The following is a 22454-nucleotide window of genomic DNA, read 5'->3' on the forward strand; positions in this document are numbered from 1 at the left end:
CGCTGAAGCGTTTTTCCCGACTGAAAAACAGTGACAAACGGTCTAGCTCAGCAGGTTAGCGGCCTACACGGGAATTCCTGGTTTCTTACACAATTTACGCACAGGTTTATCCACAGCTCGTACGTTGCAAGCCCCCTCGAAACGCATTATCTTGTAGCACGGCGCGAGGACAGACCCTACATATAGGGTTTTCCATTCAAGAGCCCAACCACATTTCGGACCTGAAACTCAAGTGCTTTATTGCCAGTTTCCGGTTGAACCAAGCAAGTTTTTCAAAGCCCAAACCGCACTTGCGGATGGCACCGTTTTTCAGGTTGGCAACGACCGGAACGGTACGGGTGTTGCAGTCGTTACTGCCACCCTGGAAGTAATCCGGCTCGAGCCTTGGCTCGCGGCCGAAAACTTCGGCAAGGATGCGGCGTCATTAGCCTTTTTCCTACTGGTCCGAAGTTGTTATGCCCGACACCCGTCGGTTGTAGTGCTTCGGACCAGAACGGTGAGCACCATGATGGTGCCCAAACAAACATAGAGAATGTGGAGATCACCCCCCATGCAAACCGACACAACTCGCGAGAACCCGCAGGGCACCTTGCCGCAGGCCGCCGATTCGAATTCGGATCTGGCTGCCACCGCGCCTGGCCAACTGCGCGTGATCAAGCGTAATGGCACTGTCGTTCCTTACACCGATGACAAGATCACCGTCGCTATCACCAAAGCGTTTCTCGCAGTTGAGGGCGGCACCGCTGCCGCTTCGTCGCGAATCCACGACACCGTTGCCCGCCTGACCGAACAGGTTACCGCGACCTTCAAGCGTCGCATGCCGTCGGGCGGCACCATCCACATCGAAGAAATCCAGGACCAGGTCGAACTGGCCCTGATGCGTGCCGGCGAGCAGAAAGTGGCTCGCGACTACGTGATCTACCGTGATGCCCGTTCCAAGGAACGCGCCGTTCGCACCACCGCCGAAGCACCGGTACAGGCGCACCCGTCGATCCGCATCACCCGCGCCGACGGCACTCTCGCGCCACTGGACATGGGTCGCCTGAACACCATCGTCACCGAAGCCTGCGAAGGTCTGGCTGAAGTCGACGGCGACCTGATCCAGCGCGAAACCCTGAAGAACCTGTACGACGGCGTGGCCCTGAACGACGTCAACACCGCTCTGGTGATGACCGCGCGTACCCTGGTCGAGCGCGAGCCGAACTACTCGTTCGTGACCGCCCGCCTGCTGATGGACACCCTGCGTGCCGAAGGCCTGGGCTTCCTGGGCGTGGCCGAGAGCGCCACTCACCACGAGATGGCCGACCTGTACGCCAAGGCACTGCCGGCCTACGTCGCCAAAGGTATCGAGTTCGAACTGCTGAACCCTGTTCTGGCCTCCTTCGACCTGGAAAAACTGGGCAAGGCGATCAACCACGAGCGCGACCAGCAATTCACCTACCTGGGCCTGCAGACCCTGTACGACCGTTACTTCATCCACAAGGATGGCGTGCGTTTCGAACTGCCGCAGATCTTCTTCATGCGCGTGGCCATGGGGCTGGCGATCGAAGAGAAGCAGAAAGAAGACCGTGCGATCGAGTTCTACAACCTGCTGTCCTCGTTCGACTACATGGCTTCGACCCCGACCCTGTTCAACGCCGGTACCCTGCGTCCACAGCTGTCGAGCTGCTACCTGACCACCGTGCCGGATGACCTGTCGGGCATCTACCACGCGATCCACGACAACGCCATGCTGTCGAAATTCGCCGGCGGTCTGGGCAACGACTGGACGCCGGTGCGTGCACTGGGTTCGTACATCAAGGGCACCAACGGCAAGTCGCAAGGCGTGGTTCCGTTCCTGAAAGTAGTGAACGACACCGCCGTCGCCGTTAACCAGGGTGGCAAGCGCAAAGGCGCTGTCTGTGCCTACCTGGAAACCTGGCACATGGACATCGAAGAGTTCATCGAGCTGCGCAAGAACACCGGTGATGACCGTCGTCGTACCCACGACATGAACACCGCCAACTGGATCCCTGACCTGTTCATGAAGCGCGTCTTCGATGACGGCAAATGGACCCTGTTCTCGCCGTCCGAAGTACCGGATCTGCACGACCTGACCGGCAAGGCCTTCGAAGAGCGCTACGAGTACTACGAAGCCCTGACCGAGTACCCGGGCAAGGTCAAGCTGTTCAAGACCATCCAGGCCAAAGACCTGTGGCGCAAGATGCTGTCGATGCTGTTCGAAACCGGCCACCCATGGCTGACTTTCAAAGACCCGTGCAACCTGCGTAGCCCGCAGCAGCACGTCGGCGTTGTTCACAGCTCGAACCTGTGCACCGAGATCACCTTGAACACCAACAAGGACGAGATCGCGGTCTGCAACCTGGGCTCGATCAACCTGCCGAACCACATCGTCGACGGCAAGCTGGACACCGCCAAGCTCAAGCGCACCATCGACGTCGCCGTGCGCATGCTCGACAACGTGATCGACATCAACTACTACTCGGTACCGCAGGCGAAGAACTCCAACTTCCGTCACCGTCCGGTCGGCCTGGGCATCATGGGCTTCCAGGACGCGCTGTACCTGCAGCACATCCCTTACGGTTCCGACGCTGCCGTCGAGTTCGCCGACAAGTCGATGGAAGCGGTCAGCTACTACGCGATCCAGGCTTCCTGCGACCTGGCCGACGAGCGCGGCTCGTACGAGACGTTCCAGGGTTCGCTGTGGTCCAAAGGCGTACTGCCGCTGGATTCGCAACAGATCCTGATCGAAGCACGCGGCCAGAAGTACATCGACGTCGACCTGACCGAGTCCCTGGACTGGGCACCGGTTCGCGCCCGTGTACAGAAAGGCATCCGCAACTCGAACATCATGGCCATCGCACCGACCGCGACCATCGCCAACATCACCGGCGTATCGCAGTCGATCGAACCGACTTACCAGAACCTGTATGTGAAATCGAACCTGTCGGGCGAATTCACCGTGATCAACCCGTACCTGGTTCGCGACCTGAAGGCTCGCGGTCTGTGGGACTCGGTCATGATCAACGACCTGAAGTACTACGACGGTTCGGTTCAGCAGATCGAGCGCATCCCGCAAGAACTCAAAGAGCTCTACGCGACCGCATTCGAAGTGGACACCAAGTGGATCGTTGACGCCGCCAGCCGTCGTCAGAAGTGGATCGACCAGGCCCAGTCGCTGAACCTGTACATCGCCGGCGCATCGGGCAAGAAACTGGACGTGACCTACCGCATGGCCTGGTACCGTGGTCTGAAAACCACCTACTACCTCCGTGCCCTGGCCGCGACCAGCACCGAGAAGTCGACCATCAACACCGGCAAGCTGAACGCTGTATCCAGCGGCGGCAACCACGGCGACGACTCGGTCCTGGCAGCCCCTGCCGGCCCGGCTCCAGTACCGAAGGCTTGCGCCATCGACGAGCCGGATTGCGAAGCTTGCCAATAAGCTGAGCTGAATCGGGCGTTGCGAAACGCCTGATCCGAGAAACCCCCGACAGACTTCTGGTTTGTCGGGGGTTTTCTTTTGTCCGCGAAAAAACCAAAAGCCGCCCTCACCCTAGCCCTCTCCCGGAGGGAGAGGGGACTGACCGAGGTGTTTGGGAGAGATACGCCGACGTGAAATACCGAGGTGAACTTGGGTTTTGAAACGCATCCAACTCAACTCCCGCATTTCCTCTCCAAAGCCCCCTCACCCTAACCCTCTCCCGAGGGAGAGGGGACTGACCGAGTTGTTTGGGAGAGATACGCCGACGTGAAAGACCGAGTTGAACTAAAGCAAACATCCCTGCTTCCACCACTCAATACGATGAGCGTTAGCTCGAGTAAGGCTTTTGACGTGCCGGCCCCATCGGAAGGCTGAGTGGAGGGATTTATCCGGGGGTGGGAGCGCAGCGACCGTGCGGCGCAGCCGCATGCATCGAGAGGAGGTGTAGCGAAGCAAACCGTAGGCGATGCCCCCGGATGAATCCCGTAACGAAGGAACACCGAGCCAAAGCGAGGTGCCGAACGCCGGGGCCCAGCCTTTTGGTTCCTTTTTGGCGTTTGCAAAAGGGACTCGCCGTAAGGGCGAAACCGCCAGCGGCAACACCCGCAGAAACGGATAAACACCCCAAACCGCAGCCAAAAAAAAGCCCCTCAAAAAGAGGGGCTCCCATACAAAACCAAACCCAGAAATCAGGTCATCTGAATAATGGTCTGCATGATAGTGCTCTGAGTCGAAATGGTCTTGGCGTTCGCCTGATAGTTACTCTGACCCTTGATCAGATCAACCAGCTCATTGGTCAGGTTAACGTTCGACTCCTCCAGCGAGTTCGAAACAACCGAACCCAGCGTACCGGTCTCCGGCGCATCGTAGCCCGGAATACCCGAAGCGTAAGTCTCTTTCCAGCTGGTACCACCAATCGGCTGAAGACCCTGCTCGTTGGTGAAGCTCGCCAGCGCAACCTGGCCGATGGCCTTGCTCTGGTTATTGCTGAAGTTGGCAAACAGCGTACCGGTACCGTCGATGGTCAGGTTGGTGATCTGGCCAGTCGCGTAACCATCCTGAGTCGGAATCGAACGCGCGGTGTCAGCGTTGAACTGAGTGGTCTTGGCCATCGAAATGGTGATGCCAGCCGGGTTCGCCGAAGCACCGTTGGCCTTCCACACGCCGTTGGTGACAGTACCCGGTACCCAGCCAGTGAGTTTCAGGTCGCTGCTGATCACGGCAGGCGGCGTGCTGACCTGAGTCAGTTGACCGGTGGAGTCGAAGGTCATGGTCGAAGCGACAGGTGCGGTGACTTTCGGATCGCTGCCGGTAGCATCCGGGTTACGACCGTCTACCAGGGTGTAGACCTTCCAGGTGTTGGCACCGGTTTTCACCATGTATTGGTCCATGACGTGGGAGTTACCCTGGCTGTCATAGATCGGGGTGCTGAACGACTTGGTGTAGGTCTCGGTCTTGCTAGGGTCGAACTTGCCGGCCGCCACTGTGTCGTCGATCACCGGAGCGGTCGAGTTCAGGTTGATGGTCGAGGTCACCAGCGAGGTGGACTTCGGCGCCAGGTTCGAGGTGTCGATCTTCAGGTCGGTCAACACGCCGTTGATGACCTTGCCGTTGGAGTCCACACCATAGCCTTGCAGACGCGAGGTGTAGTCGGTGTTGGTGATGAAGCCGTCCTTGTCGACCTTGAACGTACCGGCACGGGTGTAGGAGATCGAGCCGTTGTTGCTCAGGGTGAAGAAGCCCGAACCGTTGATGCCCATGTCCAGCACGTTGCCGGTGTTGTTGATGTCGCCCTGGGTGAACTGCTGGGAAACGTTGGCCAGGCGCACACCATTACCGATGACCTTGCTGCCGCTACCCAGGCGAGTCGCCGAGTAGACGTCTTCGAATTCTGCACGGGACGATTTGAAACCGGCGGTCGCGACGTTGGCGATGTTGTTGCCGGTCACGTCCAGTTGCTTGTTGGCTGCATAGAGACCGCTAAGGCCGATATTGAAAGACATATTCCACTCCTTTGTGCCGGTTAGTCGGCTCTATATACCAATGGTTTGTACTTTGGACAGGGCAACAGTGCCCTTGCCGGACAGGTTGAGCATCAGCTCGCCACCGGTCTGGCTGATCGTCACGCTGGTGACCGTGGCTGGCAGGTAGGTCGCCAGGTCGGTCGCGGTGCCGTTGATCGAGGCGTTCGCCTTGACGGTGTAGGTACCGGTTTTCACCAGGTTGCCGTCCTTGTCCTTGCCGTCCCAGGTGAAGCTCGCATTGCCGGCTGCGCGGCTGCCCAGGTCGATGGTGCGAACAACGGTGCCGCTGCTGTCGGTGATGGAGACGGTGCCGCCGGCAATCGACGACGGAACGGTGACCGAACCGGTCATGCCTTTGCTCGGATCGTCGAGCTGTACCGAGCTGGTCTGCACGATCACGTTGCGACCGACCAGCGACGAAGCCTGCAGGGCTTGCGACGAGTTGTAGTTGCCGGCCAGCGAACTGACGGTGCTGTTGAGGGTGGTGATCCCCTCAAGGCTGCTGAACTGCGCCAGCTGGGCAACGAATGCGCTGTTGTCCTGCGGGTCGAGCGGGTTCTGGTTCTTCAGCTGGGTTACCAGCAGTTGCAGGAACGCGTCCTTGCCCAGGGCCTGGCCGCCGGTCGAGCTGTTGGTGGCCGAAGCGATGCCGCCGGTGGTCGTGCTACTGGTCTTCTTCGAAGAGTTGGCCAGTATGTCGTTCATCGTCAGGCTGCTGGTGGTATCGGTAACACTCATGGCAGTCGCCCCTTATTACTGACCGAGGGTCAGTACCTTCTGCATCATGGTCTTGGCGGTGTTCATCATTTCGGCGTTGGTCTGGAACGACCGGCTCGCGGAAATCATGTCAGCCATTTCTTCCACCACGTTGACGTTCGGGTAGTAGACGTAGCCCTTGGCGTCGGCTGCCGGATGGTTCGGCTCGTAGCGCGCTTCGAGGTTGCTCTGGTCTTCGACCACGCCCATGACCTGCACGCCCTGGCCCGCAGCATCCTGGTTCTGGAACAGCGAATTGCTGCCGCCGCTCTGGCCGCCCTGGAACATGGTGGCGAATACCGGGTGACGGGCACGGTAGGTCTGATCGATGCTCGACGAGACGGTCTCGGCGTTGGCGATGTTCGAAGCCACGGTGTTGAGGCGGGTGGTCTGGGCGCTCATGCCGCTGCCGGCAATGTTGAAAACGCTGGACAGGGACATGGATTACTCTCCGCGCAGGGCTGATACCAGCCCTTTGAATTTGCTGTTGAGCAGGGTGAAGCTGGCCTGGAAGCCGACCGCGTTTTCCGCGTAGTTCGACTGTTCCAGCTGGGCGTCCACGGTGTTCTGGTCGATCGACGGCTGCATCGGCGTGCGATACATCAGCGACTCGTCGCCATTGCCCAGCCCTTCAGCTTCGATGTGACGGCTGTTGGTCATGTTCAGGGCGATGGTGCCGTTGGCGTTCTTCTGGCTCTGTGCTTCGAGCACTTTGGAGAACTCCAGATCCCGCGCCTTGTAGTTCGGGGTATCGGCGTTGGCGATGTTGTTGGCCAGCACTTCGGCACGCTGGGCGCGGAAGCCCAGAGCCTTTTCGTGAATGCCGAGCGCTTTATCGAAGCTGATGCTCATGTCGGGAACCTTCAGGTGACCGGATTTTTCGTAACAGGGTTATAGCAAGCGGCGTGCCAGTTTCAGAAAGCCCCGGATTACGGGGCTTTGCGCGGAACCGGCAACGCGGCAATGCCAGAAAAGCGGCAACCGGTTTCCGCCGGATGCCGCTTTTCTGCCGCCACCTGCCACCGGCAAAACCTTCAGGCATAAAAAAACGGGAGCCCCTGAGGACTCCCGTTTCTGGTGTTGCCGGTCTTGATCACTTCGCCTGGTAGATGATCCCCGGGCTGCACTGAACCATCTGGTAATGATCCGGCAGACCGTTCAGCGCCTCGGAAGCGCCAAGGAACAGATAACCGCCCGGCTTCAGCGTGCTGTGGATGCGCAACAGGATGTCCTTCTTCACCTCGGCGGAGAAGTAGATCAGCACGTTGCGGCAGAACACGATGTCGAACTTGCCCAGGCTTGCGTAGCTGTCGAGCAGGTTGAACGAGCGGAACTCCACCCGGTTCTTGATCGGTGCCTTGATCACCCAGCGCCCCGGCCCTTTCGGGTCGAAGTAGCGCTGCAGACGATCGGCGGACAGACCGCGACCGATTGCCAGGCTGTCGTACTCGCCGGTCTTGCAGTTGGTCAGCATGCTGCCGGACAGATCGGTGGCAACGATCTGCACACCCATCTTCAACTGGCCGATGTTGGTCCGCTCGAACTCGTCGATCGACATCGACAGCGAATAGGGTTCCTGACCCGACGAGCAGGCCGCCGACCAGATCCGCAGACGCTGGTTGGGAGCGGCCTTGATCGCTTCGGGCAGCACCTTGTTCTTCAAGACTTCAAACGGATAGGTGTCGCGAAACCACAGGGTTTCGTTGGTCGTCATGGCATCGACCACCTGCTCGCGCAAACCGCTGCGCGGCTGGGTCTGGATGCGCTGAACCAGCTCACCCAGGGACTTGATGCCTTGCTGCTCCATCAGTTTGTTGAGACGGCTCGACACCAGGTACTGCTTGTTTTCACCGAGCAAAATGCCACAGGCTTTTTCCAGGAAGACCCGGAACTGTTCGAAATCCAAATTACCCGTAGACAAATGATGCCGCCTCTTAAATCGTGTTGAACGCCAGGGGCAAAAGGCCCTTAGCTGATATCTGCTGCTTTGATCCGGTCGACTACCCGGGATGCCAGGTCATCAGGACGGAATTTGGCCAGGAAGTCATCGGCACCGACTTTCTTGACCATCGCCTGATTGAACACACCCGACAACGAAGTATGCAGGATGATATGAAGCTTTTGCATGCGAGGGTCGCTGCGGATCTCGGCCGTCAGGGTGTACCCGTCCATCTCCGGCATTTCGATGTCGGAGATCATCATCAGGAACTCTTCTTCCGGCTTCTTGCCCTCGTCGACCAGCTTGCGCAGGTAATCCAGCGCCTGCTTGCCGTCGTTCAACGCCACCACTTCGACACCGACCGTCTGCAGGCAACGCGTCACCTGCTTGCGCGCCACCGACGAGTCATCGACCGTCAGCACCCGCAGCGACAACGCCTTGCTCTGGGTCTCGACATCCACCACGCCGACCGAAATCGCTTCCGGGGTCGGCGCGACTTCCGCCAACACCTTTTCGACGTCGATGATTTCGACTAACTGATTGTCGACCCGAGTCACAGCGGTCAGGTAGTGATCGCGTCCGGTGCCTTTGGGCGGCGGATGAATCTCTTCCCAGTTCATGTTCACGATTCGTTCCACCGAGCGCACCAGGAAACCCTGGGTCTTGGTGTTGTATTCCGTGATGATCACGAACGGACTGTTCTTGTCTTTCAAAGCACCGGAGCCGGTCGCCATCGCCAGATCTAGGATCGGAATGGTCGCCCCCCGGATATTCGCCACCCCGCACACGACAGGACTGGACTTGGGCATCAGCGTCAGTTGCGGGCATTGCAGCACTTCCCGAACCTTGAACACGTTGATCCCGTAGAGCTGCTGGCCGTCGAGACGGAACAACAACAGCTCCAGGCGATTCTGCCCCACCAGTTGCGTGCGCTGGTTCACCGAATCCATTACACCAGCCATGCCCAGACTCCTACACCAACGCCAAGTGTTGTTGCGACGCACATTCATTGCTAAACGGCACGGCGCTTGCTTTTTAACTCGTATGAACGCTCAAACGACATTTTTCCGACGCCTGACATCTCCCCTCCGCAGAAGGCTTTGCGCGATGTCCGCCGTTTGCCTTTTTTTCGCTGGCAGCCCTGCCGGTGCTGATGCGGTTACCTTGCCTGACATGCTTATCGGCGTCACTCAGGGCTTTCTTGAATTCACCGTAGAAGACTATCTGGCTACCAGTCAAACGGAAGGCCGTTATGAAATCGAGGTCAACCAGCTCGATCCCCGCATGCGCATGCCTATGTGCGACAAGGAATTGACAGCGACACTGGAGAGTCCGGCACGCCCTCTGGGCCGTGTCACGGTCAAGGTCCGCTGCGAAGGCAGCTCCCCCTGGACGGTGTTCGTGCCCGCTCAAGTCCGCCTGTTTCGCGAGATTGTCACCACCACGCGGCCACTCAAACGCGCCGGCATCATCGAGCCTCAAGACGTGACCTTGCGCGAGCGCGACGTCAGCACGATCAATCAGGGTTTCCTGACGTCGGTGGATGAAGCCATCGGCCAGAAATTGACCCGACCAACGGTAGCCGATCAAGTCATCACCCTGGTGCATCTGGAACAGGCGGAAGTGGTTCGCAAGGGCGATCAAGTGGTGATCACCGCCCGCAGCGGCACCCTCGCCGTCCGCATGCCGGGCGAAGCCCTGTCGAACGGCGGCCTGAAAGAACAGATTCGGGTGAAAAACCTCAATTCCCAACGGGTTATCAAGGCGCAGGTTATCGCGCCGGGCCAGGTGGAAGTTGCCATGTGAACGGCCATGTAGCGGTGATGTGAGCGGCTGTATGAACGGATATTTGAAAAGCCCCTGAGTACCCAAGCAGAAAACTGGCGCTGACCAGAGCTGTTCCCTAAACTGTGCCGCAGCAGGATCTGCAACGGCGCATGCAAGCTCATTGCTAAATGAGCCTAAAGTTTTCCAGGGGATGGCCGAGAACATGGCAAGCGTCCAAATTCCCAGAGGTTTTTAACATGGTCATCGATTTCAGCCGTTTGAACAGCTCCTCGTCACTTACGGGCAGTACACGTACCAGCAACGCCAAGGAAACCGCCGAAACCGGCACCTCCGCGCCGCTGAATACCCCGGCCGAACAGGCCAGTACCGCAAAAAGCGGGGAATCGGTACACCTCAGCAATGAGGCTCAACAGTTGCAGAAGGTCACTGACAAGCTGCGCGATCAGCCTGCCGTCGATAAAGCCCGCGTGGCCGAGTTGAAAGCAGCGATTGCCGATGGCAGCTACAAGGTCGACAGCAACCGTGTAGCCAGCAAACTGCTTAATTTCGAAGCCCAGCGCTAGGCCTCGGTCAGCGCCAGGCTTTTGGACGCTTAAAACCCAAGGCCAGCCATGCACGACACTAATTTATTGCAACTGATCACCGACGACTTTGCTCCAGCTCAACAATTGCTGGAGTTACTGCAAACCGAGTCCCTCGCCTTGCACGGTCGCGACATGCCTCTGCTGGAAGAAATTCTGGCGCGCAAACAGGCATTGATCATTCTGCTCGAACAGCATGGCCGCAAGCGCAGCGAAATCCTCGCCAGTCTCAATCTGTCGCTCGACCGCGCAGGCCTGGAACAACTGGCCAGCCAGTCGAGCATCGGCGATCAGTTGCTGAGCCAGAGCGATGTCCTGACCGACCTGATTGCCCAGTGCCAGGCCGCCAACGTCAAGAACGGCCAGTCGATCATCATGCAGCAGGCCGCTACGGCCAATCAGCTGAAAATCCTCACCGGCGGCGAGCCTCCCGCGCTCTACGATGCCAGCGGCACCTTCTCCAAACTGCAGAAACCACGCGCGCTCAGCCAGGCGTGATGCTTTCTTCTATGCTTGCGCCCTATCAACGTGCGAAACATGCTGGCAAAATACTGGCCAGTCGTAGTCAAATTTTGTCTGGAGATTGATTTAACGTGTCCAACGATGACGCTCCGCAGCCCCCAAAGGTGCTCACCACGCCCCTGGAGATCTCCAGCAATCTGCGCCAGCTGCAAGAGAGCCACGATCCGCTGATCATTACGTTCCACGAGCGCAGCCAGCGCTTCCAGAGCTACCTGATTGAAGTCGATCGCGAAAACGGTTCGATCAAGCTTGATGAGATGATCCCGCGCGACGGCGAACGTTTTCTGGAAGCAGGCGAACCGTTCAAGGTTGAGGGTTTTCATGATGGCGTGCGCATTGCCTGGGAATGCACAGGGACGCTGAGCATCAAAGACTCCGACGGCGACCGCTTCTACACCGGCGACCTTCCCACCGAAGTGGTTTATCACCAGCGCCGCAACGCCTTTCGCGCCGCACTGAAACTGACCGACCTGGTCAGCGTCGTGCTCGGCGGCGAAAAGCTCAAGGCACCGCTGGATGGCAAATTGCTGGACATCTCGGCCACGGGTTGCAAGCTGCGCTTTGAAGGCGATATCACCGACCGCCTGCAATTGGGCCAGGTCTATGATCGCCTGATCGCCGCACCGCTGTTCGGCAACCAACCGGTATCGGTCGAGCTGCGTTACCTGCACTTCGAAGAAAAGCTCAACATCACCTTCGCCGGCCTGCGCTTTCACAACATCAGCGGCCCGGCGGCCCGGAACGTCGAGCGTTTCGTTTATCAACTGCAGCGCGAAGCGCGTCGGTTCGATAAAGACGATCTCTGATCGGCAGGCATGAAAAACGGGCAGTCACTGCGGTGACTGCCCGTTTTTTTATGCCCGGATCACGGCTTGGCGGGAGTGATGTCCGGCCCCTCGTCTTCGACTGTCGAGTCGGTGGGCGCGGCAGATTCTGGTTCAGGTTCTGGTTCAGGTTCAGGTTCAGGCTCCGGAGCGACCGTATTCTGCATCTGCTCCTGCACCACCTGCTCGTCAACCCGCGGGTCAAGCGCTGCTACCAGCGGCGAACTGGACATGCTGTCCGGCATCGCCACGTGATGCAGCGGTGCATCGTCCACCTGGTGCAGATTGGTCACGGCTTTAGGTCGGATCCGCCACACCAGCACCAACGCGAAAAAGGTGAAGAACGCATACAGGCTCTGCGGCCCGAACAGCTTCATCAGCACCCCGGCCGCCAGCGGCCCGATACTGGCGCCTACGCCGTAAGTCACCAGCAGCATCGCCGTCAGCGACACCCGGCGCTCGCCTTCGACGTGGTCGTTGGAGAACGCCACCGCCAACGGGTACAGGCAAAACTGCACCAGCGAGCAGAGGAAGCCGACCACGAACAGAACCTCCAGCGGCACCTGCGGCAGGATCGCCAGCGGCAACGCGGCAATCGCGAGGAACAACGCAAAGCAACGAATCAGCAGCGCCCGGTCATAGCGGTCGGACAACCAGCCCAGCGGCCACTGCACCACCAACCCGGCAAAAATGCAGCTACCCATGAACAGACCGACCTGCTCGGTGGACAGCCCCTGCTGCGAGGCATACAGCGGCGCCAGACCGTAGAACGAACCGATGATCAGCCCCGCCCCGAGCACCGTGCTCAGCGATTGCGGTACGCGCTTGATAAAAAAGCGCGGCTCCATCGGCGCCGGGTGCAGCGGTGCCGGGTGAATCCGCCGGGTCAGTGCCACCGGCACCAGACACAGGGCGAAGCACAGCGCGACCAGCATCAGCAGTTCCAGGCCAAGGCCCGGGTGCATGACCAGAATCAGCTGACCGAGCACCAGCCCCAGGTACGACGCGATCATGTAGCCGCTGAACACCAGACCGCGCTGATTGGCGTCAGCCTGCTCGTTCAGCCAGCTCTCGATGACCATGTATTGGCACATCATGCCGAGGCCGACGATGGTCCGCAGCACCAGCCAGGCCGGCAGCCAGTCCACCAGGCCATGACCGAGCACCGCCGCACCGACGATCCCGGCACACGCCGAGTAGGCACGGATATGCCCGACCCGGGCAATCAGGCGGTGACCGATCTTGCCGCCCAGCACCAGACCGAAATAGTTGGCCGCCATCAACGCACCGACCCACAACCCGTCGACATGGTCGGCAGCCAGACGCAAAGCCAGATAAGTAGAAAGAAGGCCCGAGCCGATCAACATCATCAGCGAGGCGAAATACAGCGCTCGAAAGGATTTCCAGATTTGGCGCATCGGCGTTCCGAGCGGCTCCTTGCGGTAAGTATCGGGCTATCAAACGATAGCCCGACGGCGACATGTCGTCAGGCCTGGGCTGCTAGAACACGGCGTTCCCAGGGAGTGATTTCATCAAAGAAACTGGTCAACTCCATGGTCTTCGAAGCGATGTAGCCTTCGATGAACTCCGTGCCGAACAGTTCCTTTGCAAGCTGGCTGCGTTTCAGACGTTCGAGCGCCGCGTGCAAGGTACACGGCAGCGAAAGATTGTCCGGCACTTCGAACTCGCCCTGAATCGCTTCGCTTGGTTCGAGTTCATGCTCGATGCCGTACAAGCCGGCGGCCAGGCTCGCGGCGATGGCCAGGTACGGGTTGGCATCGGCCCCCGGCAAACGGTTCTCGACCCGACGCGCGACCGGCGAACTGGCCGGAATACGCAGTCCGGCAGCGCGGTTGTCGTGGGACCAGCAGGCATTGTTCGGCGATGCAAACGGATGGCACAGGCGCTGGTAGGAATTGACGTTCGGCGCAAACAGCGCGGTGAAATCAGCCATGCCCGCCTGCTGCCCGCCGATGAAGTGGCGGAACATCGCAGTCGGCTGACCGTCCGCATCGCTGAACACATTCTTGCCGCTGCCGATTTCGACGATGCTCTGGTGAATGTGCATCGAGCTGCCCGGCGTGTGCGCCAGCGGCTTGGCCATGCACACCACGGTCAAACCGTGTTTGAGCGCGACTTCCTTGAGCAGGTGTTTGAACAGGAAGGTCTGGTCGGCCAGCAACAGCGGATCACCGTGCAGCAGGTTGATCTCGAACTGGCTGACGCCCATTTCGTGCATGAAGGTATCGCGCGGCAGACCGAGGGCCGCCATGCATTTATAGACTTCACTGAAGAACGGCCGCAGACCGTTATTGGAGCTGACGCTGAACGCCGAGTGACCGTCCTCGCGACGACCGTCGAGACCGACTGGCGGCTGGAACGGCTGGGTCGGGTCGGTGTTCGGGGCGAACACAAAGAATTCGAGTTCGGTCGCTACCACCGGCGCCAGACCGAGAGCTGCGTAGCGGGCAATGACTTTCTTGAGCTGACCACGGGTCGACAGGTTGGAGCTTTCGCCGGTCAACTCGTCGGCATCACAGATTGCAAAGGCCCGTGGCTCTTCGCTCCATGGCAACGGATGGATCTGCGCAGGATCGGCCACCAGCGCCAGATCGCCGTCATCGCTGCCATAGAATTTCGCGGCGGGATAACCGCCCATGATGCATTGCAGCAGCACCCCCCGGGCCAACTGCAAACGCCGCCCTTCGAGGAAGCCCTCGGCGGTCATTACCTTGCCACGTGGCACACCGTTCAAATCCGGCGTGACACATTCAATCTCATCAATGCCCGTCAATCGCTGCGCGAGTGAACGCTGGCCATCGGTTGTCATGACGCAATCCTTGTTATTGTGCGAGCCGCGAACGGCGACCCGGACAAAATAGGCTTCGGCTGTTCGGAATATCAAGCAGCAGCCAACAAAAAGAATTCCGGTCAATGAATCCGTGATTCAGGGCAGGTAAATACTGAACACGCCGCCGCCCAGCGGGCCGCCATTACGAATCTCGGTCCGGCCGCCAACACCGTTGCGCTGATGCAGCGCGGCAATGCGCCCGGCGAAGTACAGACCGAGGCCGGTGCTGCCACTGCTGTGATTGATGCCCTGCACGTAATCGGACTGACGCTCGAGCATTTCGGCCGGGTAACCGTCGCCGTCGTCATTGATGCTCAGCACCAGTTGCCCGGCTTCGTCGCTGACGGTGATCAGCAGCGATTCACGGGCGTAACGGATCGCATTGTTGATGCAGTTGCCCAGCACAGAGGCGATCAGTTCGCGATCAAAGAAACCCAGCGGACTGAGCGGATCGACTTCGTAAGTGGCGATGATTCCACGACTGGCGAACACTTCCTGATGCGCCGCCAGTTGCGCTTCGATGAAATCGTCCAGCTCGTGATAGGCCGGCTGCAACGGCATCTGATTCACCCCAAGCTTGTACAGCCCGAGCAACTGCACCAGCATGCCGTTGAGGTGGGCGAACTCGAAGTCGATCACGCCCTGCTCCGCCCCTTGGCGCTGCGTCTCGGGCAGACGCGCCAGCCATTGGCTGTGAGCCTGCATCAGCATCGCCAGAGAGTTCTTCATGTCGTGCACGGTGGAGGCGATCACCGTGGAAAAATCCAGTGCCTGCTCGTCTTGGTTCATTCGCCAAACGCCTTGCTTTTCAGCTTCTGATAACGCGGATAACGCGCGTCGGTATCGGGCATCATGCCCACCAGTTTCAGGCAGGCCCGACATTCTTCCAGCTCCGCCGACGGCACATTGGTGTCGGTGCCGTGCAGCAACGACTGGGCCATGTTCAGCGCGATACTGATGTTCTTCGGTTGCATCTTCAGCGCCTTGCGGAACACCTCGCGGGCCTCCACCAGGTTGCCGGTCTTGTACACGCGCACGCCCTGACGGTTGAGGTCGGCGGCCGCGTTGCTGGAGCTGAGAATAGTCGGGTCGTCGGTGAGCTTGGCGATGTCTTTCATCACCGTCGGGTCATCGCCGTAGATTTCCGCACAGCTCTTGAGCATCGAAGTGCCCGCCTCGGCCTGACCGAGCATCTGCAACTGCTTGGCGACCAGCAACGCCGCCTCGGGGCTCATGAACTGCTCCATGCCGTCGAGGCGCATCAACGCTTGCTCGGTGAGCTTCTCGGCGGTCTCGGCATCGTTGAGCAACAGGCTCGTGGCCTTCATCAGACGCGCGCGAATCTGCAGGCCCGGGTCGGTCGGGTTTTCTTTCGCCACCGCACTCAGTGTGGTGTTGATCTCCAGACGCGTGCGGGTGTCGAGCCCGCGTTCGCTGCCTTTGCTGATCAGCGCGTGGGCCAGGCCGAGATTACTTTCCGGATCCTTGAAGCGCGATTGCGCGCCCTGATTCACCGCCTGGCGGTAAGCCCGGGAAGCGGTGTCGAAATCTTCGTTGGCCATCGCCAGCTTGCCCAGCAACGCCTGACGGCGCACGGCCAGCGGCGACAGGCGAATCGCCTCCTCCAGCACTTGCTGCGCGCCTTTGGTATCGCCTTCGGCGACCAGCACGTCAGCCATGCCGTCATACAGCGCCGGCATCATCGGGAAGACCTTCAGGGCTTTTTCATAAACGCCTTTGGCCTGACTGACCTGCCCGCGCTTGAACAGCAACTTGCCCAACCCGGCAAACGCCCATGGCAACGGCCGATCAGCGATGATGCTGTCGTAAAGACGCTCGAGCGCTTCGTTCTGGTTCATGTCGCGCAACGCATCGGCGCGATAGCGCAGGCACAGCGGCGAATAGCGGATGTCCTGTTTGCACAGGGCGATGCAGGCGTTGAACACCTCGACCGGTTTACCACGGTCGAGGGCTTGCAGAATCGGTTTGAGCAGGGTCTTGCGCTGCTCCAGACGCTCCAGCCGCTGAGCCAGGCCGGAGCGGTTGAACGGCTTGGTCAGGTACGCGTCCGGCTCGTGCTCCAGGGCACTGAGCACCATCGCCTGACTGGTTTCGGCCGTGACCATCACGAACACCGCTTCGTGGCTGATCAGCTTTTCCATCATCAGGTCTTCCAGCACCTGCTGACCGTTCTTCTTGCCGTCACCGAGGTGGAAGTCCTGAAGGATGAAATCGTAGGACTTCTGCGCGCACATTTTCAGCGCCTGCTCACCCGTGTCGGCGGTGTCCACATCCTTGACACCCAACTCGCGCAACATCGAACGCACGGAACTGCGGAAATCCGAGAAATCATCGACGATCAGAAAACTCTTTTGGTGATACGACAGCATCGAGGATTTCCAGGCAATTGAAGAGGATGGACCATTTCCAGGCGCGCAGATGATAGCTGCCGGCCAAATGCTATCAAGCGATTTCGCGCGACTCTGAAGTCACCGAATGGGTTATCGGCCGGATCAGGGGTTCTCTTGAAGCGAGGGTTCAAGATTCGTTGCGCAAGGATTACCCTGCGCGGCGGTTCTCACCTTCCAACGGCAAAGGATTCATCGTGTACATCAAGGGACGCTACATCGTGTCGGCCTGTGCGCTGCTGTTTTTGCAGCAGGCACTGGCGAGCGGAATGGACTGCACAAAGGCGGCGAGTGCTGTGGAGAAGGCGATTTGCGCGGACAAGCCGTTGCATGAGCTGGATGCGCAGATGGGGGCGGCTTACCGAAAGTTGATGAAGGCTGAACCGGCGCAGGCCGAAGTGAAAAAGGCTCAGCGTCAGTGGCTGCAGGAGCGTGATCGATGTGGCGAGGAGGCCAGTTGTCTGAGCCAGCGTTATCAGGATCGTTTGCAGGTCTTGCACGCGCAGTGGATCGAGGCTGTCGCCTACAAACCGGACGACATTGATAAACAGGTCATCGAGGATCTGCAGCAGCGGGTTCGGGAGATGAGCAAGGAGAATCCGGAGTTTGCGCTGGAGCGGGCGCTGAATTCTCTGACCCTTGGCTACGTCGGCAGCTCGTTTTCAGCCGAGCTGGATGACGATGAGCAACCGCTCTTCCCCACGACCATCCCCAAAGATGTCACGCAAGACGAGTGGAAAGCACTGCAAGCATCCGACATCAAGGGAACCGCAGAGTCCGGCCAAACCTCTTACACCCTGATGGATCTGGATGGTGACGGCCAGCGTGACCTCATCGTGGAAACCTACTCCGGCGGCACCGGGATGTTTCATTACACGGAAACCTGGCGTCGGGGCGACAGCAGATTTATCAGGAGAACGGCTGAGATTGCCCCTCAGAACAGTAACGACAGCGTCCTTTTCTATACCAATGACCGCGGTGCCAATCAGGCCGTGTACCTGATCGGTGCTCGCGGAAAAATCTATTTCGCCTACCAGAACGGCAGCTACGGCGAAGATCAGGTCTACCTGCTCAATCCCCTGCAGATCAACCGGCAGGTGCCGACGATCAGCGTTCGCTATGACTACCAACTGACCGTTCCACACACTCAGTACATCGAGGACAGCGACAAAGCCTACGAACTGGAACCGTCCCTGCAGAAAGTGCTCGCCAAAGCTGTGACCGGTCTGGGCGCACATGCGGGGATGACGGGACAGCAGAAAACACCACTCTGCCCCATCCCTCCATCCGCCAAGGACACTGAGGAGTACTACGGCTATGGCGCGAGTTACTACGCGATCGAACCTGTCGCCGATTTCCCCGTAGTCATTGGTGATGATTGTTATGTCGCACGACTGATCAACTGGTTCGGTACCTACGACGAAAAAAGCGGTCTGCCTGCGTTACTGTTGATGCGCAAACCCGAGTCCGAAGATCCGCAGCGCAGTTATTCAGTGAACGGGCGCCGGCACATCACGCAGGTCAGCACGTCAGTCGGCAAAACCGAAGGCGGAGCTGATAATTTCTAAAGCCTCGCGCCTTTCGAAAGACAAAAAAGCCCCACCCAGATTTCTCTGCGTGGGGCTTTTCACTTCAGGGCGCTTCTCAGACCTCCGCCACCAACACATCGGCAATCCGAATACTCAATGCCGCACCTGTCAGCGTCGGGTTCACGCAGGAGGACGATGGCATGACGCTCGTGCCTGCGATGAACAGGTTGGAATGGTCGTGACTGCGGCAATCGCGATCTACCACCGAGTCTTTCGGATCATCGCCCATGATGGTGGTGCCCATGATGTGCTGACGGTTCTGGAAGCCCGTGTCGGTGCTGAGGATGTCGGCGTCGAGCAATTTCGCAAACTGCTTGAAGTCTTCCAGCGCCTTCTCTTTACCGGCGTGCCAGTAGTCGGGGACGCTGTAGTAGATCTCGGGAACCGGCAGACCGATGGCGTCGAACTTGGTCTTGCTCGGGGTGACCCGGTTTTCCGGCAGCGGCAAGGTTTCGAAATCGACGGCCCAGTTCAGGGAGCGCGCCGATTGCAGGCGGATCTGCTCATCGAGCTTCGAGCCCAGCACGCCTTTGGCGATCAGGTTCGAGGTGATTTGCGACGTCGGCACGGTGTTGCGCACCTTGATCTTGTAGCTCGGGTAATCGTTGCGAAACGCGCCATCGCGACTGTTCAGATAGACCAGCAATTGCGTCGGCCCTTCGCCCGGCCACATGTCTTCCTTGGTCATGACGTTCATGCTGATGCCGGTGTGATCCATCAGGTTGCGCCCGACCTGATCCGAGGAGTTGGCAATCCCGTTCGGGTACTTTTCCGAGGTCGACATCAACAGCAGCTTCGGCGACTCGATACCGTATGCCGCCAGTACAAAGGCCCGGGCGGTCAGTTTGTGTTTGGTCTTGTCGGGGCGCATGTACCAGATCGCGGTGATCTTGCCGTCGTCGCCCGCCTCGATCTTGTAGACGACAGAGTTGTCCAGCACCTTGGCGCCATGGCGCTCGGCCTCATCGATATGCATCGAACCGTCGTACTTGGCTGCAATCGGGCATACCGGGTTGCAGTTGTTGTTGCCGGCACAGGGAGGCCGTTTGCCATAGGGGCGGGTTGCCCGGCCGTTCGGCTCGAGGATCGGGTTATACCCGCCCTTGCTGAGCAATTCGGAGAGGCGCTTGAACATGTAGCTCGGCTTCAGGCCCTCCATCGGATAGGGAATCGAGCGCGGCGGATAGGCGTCCCCGCCCTGCCCGCTTTCGTCCTGGCCGTCGACACCGGAAACGCCCAGTTCGATTTCAGCCCGAGCGTAATACGGTTCCAGCTCGTCATAACTGATCGGCCAGTCACGACCACGGCCATACAACGACTTGAGACGAAAATCGTTGGGCAGCATGCGCCACAGCGAGGAACCGAAGTGCCAGGTGGTGCCGCCCACCACACGCAAGTAAGAAGTGTTGTATTTCACTGGCCCTACCTGCTGCAAATAGTCGCCGTAGGTCGACGGCGCGTGAGGCAGGCTCGGATAGGGCGACCCGGCGCCCTGCAGCTTGGCATTGGCCAGCGAGAGTTTTACCGGGGCATTGCGGAATGTTTCCACCACATCACGGCGATTCACCCGAGGACCGGCCTCGAGCACGATCACCGACTTGTTCGCTTTGGCCAGGCCCGTGGCGATCAGGCCGCCCATGACACCGGAGCCGATGATCACCACATCGGCATCGAATTGATCGCTGCTCATACTGTCGAGTCCTGAATGACTGCTGGTTTGGGACCCCATGAATCCGGGCCGCCACCGTAGGTTGGAATGATGAGAATGCCGTGAGTGGGCTGATACATCATGGCGAGGGAATAGCTGATCAGCTCCGCATCCGCCGGCTCACCGACGATGCCCAGATACCAGGCGGAAATGATGCTGGTGGCCGTAGCCCGCAGCGATGGATCCGGATTCGGTTGCGCCAGGTATTCATCGACATGCCGGTACCTCTGCGCGCCGATCAATTGCTTCAAGGCAATCACGTTGGTCGAGAAATTCGGCGCGCGCTTGTCCAGCGCAGCGTAATAACGATCGGCCAGAACCGGATTGACCGCACGGCTGACCAGAAACTGCGACAGCGCAATGAAATCGTCGCCCGATACCTGCGCTGCCAGCACCGACTGCCAGGGCAGCGCACTGCCGATCATCGCGGCCAGGCCCAGCGTCACGGAACCACGCAACAGATTGCGGCGAGTGAGCCCAGTCGAGCTTTCGGTTTGAGTTTTTTCGTGTTTGTGCGTCATTGAAGTGTCCATTGCTCAGGCCTCCTTGCGCCGACGTGCAATCAAGGCCCATGCGCCCAGGCCCATCAACACGCACACGAGAATGATGACCGGGGTCGTAAACTTCGCCATTACTGCCAGCGGTGCCTTGGGACCACCGTCCCGTACCTGCGCCACATCGGCGGCGGTGACAATCGTGTCGGCATTGCCGTAGCGCGACAGCACGTAGTTGCTGACGTCGGCAATCTGCTGGTCGTTCAGGCGGTCGGTGAACAGCGCGTCAGGGCCGAAACCCGGCATGTCGATGGCCACACCGTCGACTTCACGATGCACGCCGTACACGATGGCCGCGATCAGGTTGTCGCTGCGACTGGTGGCAGTGTTATGAAACAGTGATGGGTATTCCCGCGTGCCCTGACCGTTCGGCTGATGGCAGTTGGCGCAAGTGCCACTGAATATCTGCCAGCCCGGGTTGTCCCCCGGTTTGCCTCCGCGCAGCGTCAATTCATCGACCGAGGCCTGACCGTACTCGTGGCGGGCTTTGGTTTCCCCACTGTTGATCGGCGCCGTCTGCAGCAGATAGGCCGCAATGGCTTTGAGATCCACATCGCTCAAATGCTGCAGACTGTTCTCCACCGCCTCGGCCATCGGCCCCGCCGCCTGGGCCTTGCCCTCGACGTGACCGGTACGCAGATAGGCCACGATCTCGTCGCTCGACCAGGCACCGATGCCGCTGACTTTGTCGGAAGTGATATTGGGGGCATACCAACTGCCCAGTGATCCGCCGGCCAACGGTTTTGCGCTGTCGGCCGCCATCAGGACATTGCGCGGTGTGTGGCAGGTATCGCAGTGAGCCAGGCCGTTGACCAGATAGTCGCCGCGATTGACCTCGGCGGACTTGGCCGGATCCGGCGTGAAGCGTGTTTTGCTGTGGAACAGCGCGTTCCAGCCAATCATCGACGCGCGGATATTGAACGGGAAATCCAGAGCGGTTTTCTGGTTCAGCGTATCGACCGGCGCCACTTCATGCATGAAGTAGTCGTAGAGCGCAGCAATGTCGCTGTCGGTCATCTTCGAATAGGAGGTGTAGGGCATCGCCGGGTAAAGCCGAGTGCCATCGGCCGCCACCCCGTCACGCACCGCACGGGCGAATTGCTCTGACGTGTAATTGCCGATACCCGCCGTTTTCGAAGGCGTGATGTTGGTCGAGTAGATCGTGCCCATCGGTGAACCGAGCGGATAGCCGCCCGCAAAAGCCCTGCCGCCTGGCGCCGTATGACAAGCCACACAGTCAGCGGCTACCGCTAGACGCTTGCCCACCGACGCGGTGCTGTCGAGCGCCTCGCCGTACGCGGCGCCAGCTATGGCGATCAGCAGCGTAACCAATCCGGCAGAGGCGTACCCCCTGCGTTTCCCTTTATCAATGCGACGCGACATGAGTCCTACCCTAGGCTGCTTCGTTCTTTTTTTTTCACGGTTC

At 59.4% G+C, this 22454-nt stretch carries 19 protein-coding genes; 6 read left to right on the top strand and 13 right to left on the bottom strand.

Annotated features, from left to right (window positions below; genetic code table 11):
• Window positions 1-550: 550 nt before the first annotated feature.
• The gene (locus tag ABFB52_RS22015; RefSeq protein ID WP_085745109.1) at window positions 551-3445 is read left to right on the top strand and encodes a ribonucleoside-diphosphate reductase subunit alpha; all 2895 of its coding nucleotides are present in this window, start codon (window positions 551-553) and stop codon (window positions 3443-3445) included.
• A 728-nt stretch (window positions 3446-4173) separates the two neighbouring features.
• Here ABFB52_RS22015 and flgE read toward each other — a convergent pair.
• The 6 genes from flgE to ABFB52_RS22045 all read right to left on the bottom strand — a co-directional run bounded on the left by flgE (window position 4174) and on the right by ABFB52_RS22045 (window position 9165).
• Window positions 4174-5487, bottom strand: a complete 1314-nt coding sequence (gene flgE, locus ABFB52_RS22020; protein ID WP_085607420.1) for a flagellar hook protein FlgE — start codon at window positions 5485-5487, stop codon at window positions 4174-4176.
• Between the two features lie 30 nt (window positions 5488-5517).
• Entirely contained in the window at window positions 5518-6246 is a 729-nt protein-coding gene (gene flgD, locus ABFB52_RS22025; protein WP_129974099.1) for a flagellar hook assembly protein FlgD, read from the bottom strand.
• A gap of 15 nt (window positions 6247-6261) precedes the next feature.
• The gene (gene flgC / locus ABFB52_RS22030; RefSeq protein WP_007960329.1) at window positions 6262-6705 is read right to left on the bottom strand and encodes a flagellar basal body rod protein FlgC; all 444 of its coding nucleotides are present in this window, start codon (window positions 6703-6705) and stop codon (window positions 6262-6264) included.
• A 3-nt stretch (window positions 6706-6708) separates the two neighbouring features.
• Window positions 6709-7116: a flagellar basal body rod protein FlgB gene (flgB, locus tag ABFB52_RS22035; RefSeq protein ID WP_007960328.1), complete on the bottom strand. Its 408-nt coding sequence runs from the start codon at window positions 7114-7116 to the stop codon at window positions 6709-6711.
• 241 nt (window positions 7117-7357) lie between these two features.
• Window positions 7358-8185 carry a protein-glutamate O-methyltransferase CheR gene (cheR, locus tag ABFB52_RS22040; protein WP_007960327.1) on the bottom strand — a complete coding sequence of 276 codons (828 nt, stop codon included), beginning with the start codon at window positions 8183-8185 and terminating at the stop codon, window positions 7358-7360.
• 47 nt (window positions 8186-8232) lie between these two features.
• Window positions 8233-9165, bottom strand: coding sequence for a chemotaxis protein CheV (locus ABFB52_RS22045; RefSeq protein WP_007960326.1), 933 nt, complete (start codon window positions 9163-9165; stop codon window positions 8233-8235).
• 82 nt (window positions 9166-9247) lie between these two features.
• On the opposite strand from ABFB52_RS22045, the gene flgA reads away from it, so the two are divergent.
• The 4 genes from flgA to ABFB52_RS22065 all read left to right on the top strand — a co-directional run bounded on the left by flgA (window position 9248) and on the right by ABFB52_RS22065 (window position 11900).
• A complete protein-coding gene (gene flgA, locus ABFB52_RS22050; protein ID WP_129974100.1) occupies window positions 9248-10009 on the top strand; it encodes a flagellar basal body P-ring formation chaperone FlgA in 762 nt (253 codons plus the stop codon).
• A 218-nt stretch (window positions 10010-10227) separates the two neighbouring features.
• A complete protein-coding gene (gene flgM / locus ABFB52_RS22055) occupies window positions 10228-10554 on the top strand; it encodes a flagellar biosynthesis anti-sigma factor FlgM (protein WP_007960324.1) in 327 nt (108 codons plus the stop codon).
• 48 nt (window positions 10555-10602) lie between these two features.
• Complete coding sequence (locus ABFB52_RS22060) at window positions 10603-11070, top strand: flagellar protein FlgN (RefSeq protein WP_007960323.1); 468 nt, start codon at window positions 10603-10605, stop codon at window positions 11068-11070.
• A 95-nt stretch (window positions 11071-11165) separates the two neighbouring features.
• Window positions 11166-11900 (top strand): flagellar brake protein, encoded by a 735-nt coding sequence (locus tag ABFB52_RS22065; protein ID WP_007960322.1) that lies wholly within the window; start codon window positions 11166-11168, stop codon window positions 11898-11900.
• 59 nt (window positions 11901-11959) lie between these two features.
• On the opposite strand, the gene ABFB52_RS22070 is transcribed toward ABFB52_RS22065, so the two are convergent.
• The 4 genes from ABFB52_RS22070 to ABFB52_RS22085 all read right to left on the bottom strand — a co-directional run bounded on the left by ABFB52_RS22070 (window position 11960) and on the right by ABFB52_RS22085 (window position 17159).
• Window positions 11960-13336: an MFS transporter gene (locus ABFB52_RS22070; RefSeq protein WP_102717800.1), complete on the bottom strand. Its 1377-nt coding sequence runs from the start codon at window positions 13334-13336 to the stop codon at window positions 11960-11962.
• 68 nt (window positions 13337-13404) lie between these two features.
• Window positions 13405-14646, bottom strand: coding sequence for a glutamine synthetase family protein (locus ABFB52_RS22075; RefSeq protein ID WP_172829545.1), 1242 nt, complete (start codon window positions 14644-14646; stop codon window positions 13405-13407).
• A 219-nt stretch (window positions 14647-14865) separates the two neighbouring features.
• A complete protein-coding gene (locus tag ABFB52_RS22080; RefSeq protein ID WP_085745115.1) occupies window positions 14866-15558 on the bottom strand; it encodes a HAMP domain-containing sensor histidine kinase in 693 nt (230 codons plus the stop codon).
• On the bottom strand, window positions 15555-17159 hold the full coding sequence (locus ABFB52_RS22085) for a tetratricopeptide repeat-containing response regulator (protein ID WP_129974101.1): 1605 nt from the start codon (window positions 17157-17159) through the stop codon (window positions 15555-15557). Before ABFB52_RS22085 ends, ABFB52_RS22080 begins: the two co-directional genes overlap by 4 nt.
• Before the next feature lie 215 nt (window positions 17160-17374).
• Here ABFB52_RS22085 and ABFB52_RS22090 point away from each other — a divergent pair, with 215 nt between their 5' ends.
• Window positions 17375-18745 carry a lysozyme inhibitor LprI family protein gene (locus tag ABFB52_RS22090; protein WP_129974102.1) on the top strand — a complete coding sequence of 457 codons (1371 nt, stop codon included), beginning with the start codon at window positions 17375-17377 and terminating at the stop codon, window positions 18743-18745.
• Between the two features lie 76 nt (window positions 18746-18821).
• Here ABFB52_RS22090 and ABFB52_RS22095 read toward each other — a convergent pair whose 3' ends face one another.
• From ABFB52_RS22095 to ABFB52_RS22105, 3 genes are read right to left on the bottom strand one after another with little or no spacing between them, the layout of a single operon-like run.
• A complete protein-coding gene (locus tag ABFB52_RS22095; RefSeq protein WP_102688149.1) occupies window positions 18822-20456 on the bottom strand; it encodes a GMC family oxidoreductase in 1635 nt (544 codons plus the stop codon).
• Window positions 20453-21007: a sugar dehydrogenase complex small subunit gene (locus ABFB52_RS22100; RefSeq protein WP_129974103.1), complete on the bottom strand. Its 555-nt coding sequence runs from the start codon at window positions 21005-21007 to the stop codon at window positions 20453-20455. Before ABFB52_RS22100 ends, ABFB52_RS22095 begins: the two co-directional genes overlap by 4 nt.
• Before the next feature lie 3 nt (window positions 21008-21010).
• Window positions 21011-22411, bottom strand: a complete 1401-nt coding sequence (locus ABFB52_RS22105) for a cytochrome c (protein ID WP_085745120.1) — start codon at window positions 22409-22411, stop codon at window positions 21011-21013.
• Window positions 22412-22454: the final 43 nt, after the last annotated feature.

It is taken from the genome of Pseudomonas sp. 9.2(2024), assembly GCF_039695385.1.
GTDB classification, from domain to species: domain Bacteria; phylum Pseudomonadota; class Gammaproteobacteria; order Pseudomonadales; family Pseudomonadaceae; genus Aquipseudomonas; species Aquipseudomonas paraglycinae.

Coding starts and splice junctions, on each gene's coding strand:
- ABFB52_RS22015 (WP_085745109.1), top strand. CDS start 551: ATGCAAACCGACACAACTCGCGAGAACCCGCAGGGCACCTTGCCGCAG.
- flgE (WP_085607420.1), bottom strand. CDS start 5,487: ATGTCTTTCAATATCGGCCTTAGCGGTCTCTATGCAGCCAACAAGCAA.
- flgD (WP_129974099.1), bottom strand. CDS start 6,246: ATGAGTGTTACCGATACCACCAGCAGCCTGACGATGAACGACATACTG.
- flgC (WP_007960329.1), bottom strand. CDS start 6,705: ATGTCCCTGTCCAGCGTTTTCAACATTGCCGGCAGCGGCATGAGCGCC.
- flgB (WP_007960328.1), bottom strand. CDS start 7,116: ATGAGCATCAGCTTCGATAAAGCGCTCGGCATTCACGAAAAGGCTCTG.
- ABFB52_RS22045 (WP_007960326.1), bottom strand. CDS start 9,165: ATGGCTGGTGTAATGGATTCGGTGAACCAGCGCACGCAACTGGTGGGG.
- flgA (WP_129974100.1), top strand. CDS start 9,248: ATGAACGCTCAAACGACATTTTTCCGACGCCTGACATCTCCCCTCCGC.
- flgM (WP_007960324.1), top strand. CDS start 10,228: ATGGTCATCGATTTCAGCCGTTTGAACAGCTCCTCGTCACTTACGGGC.
- ABFB52_RS22060 (WP_007960323.1), top strand. CDS start 10,603: ATGCACGACACTAATTTATTGCAACTGATCACCGACGACTTTGCTCCA.
- ABFB52_RS22070 (WP_102717800.1), bottom strand. CDS start 13,336: ATGCGCCAAATCTGGAAATCCTTTCGAGCGCTGTATTTCGCCTCGCTG.
- ABFB52_RS22075 (WP_172829545.1), bottom strand. CDS start 14,646: ATGACCGCCGAGGGCTTCCTCGAAGGGCGGCGTTTGCAGTTGGCCCGG.
- ABFB52_RS22080 (WP_085745115.1), bottom strand. CDS start 15,558: ATGAACCAAGACGAGCAGGCACTGGATTTTTCCACGGTGATCGCCTCC.
- ABFB52_RS22085 (WP_129974101.1), bottom strand. CDS start 17,159: ATGCTGTCGTATCACCAAAAGAGTTTTCTGATCGTCGATGATTTCTCG.
- ABFB52_RS22095 (WP_102688149.1), bottom strand. CDS start 20,456: ATGAGCAGCGATCAATTCGATGCCGATGTGGTGATCATCGGCTCCGGT.
- ABFB52_RS22100 (WP_129974103.1), bottom strand. CDS start 21,007: ATGGACACTTCAATGACGCACAAACACGAAAAAACTCAAACCGAAAGC.
- ABFB52_RS22105 (WP_085745120.1), bottom strand. CDS start 22,411: ATGTCGCGTCGCATTGATAAAGGGAAACGCAGGGGGTACGCCTCTGCC.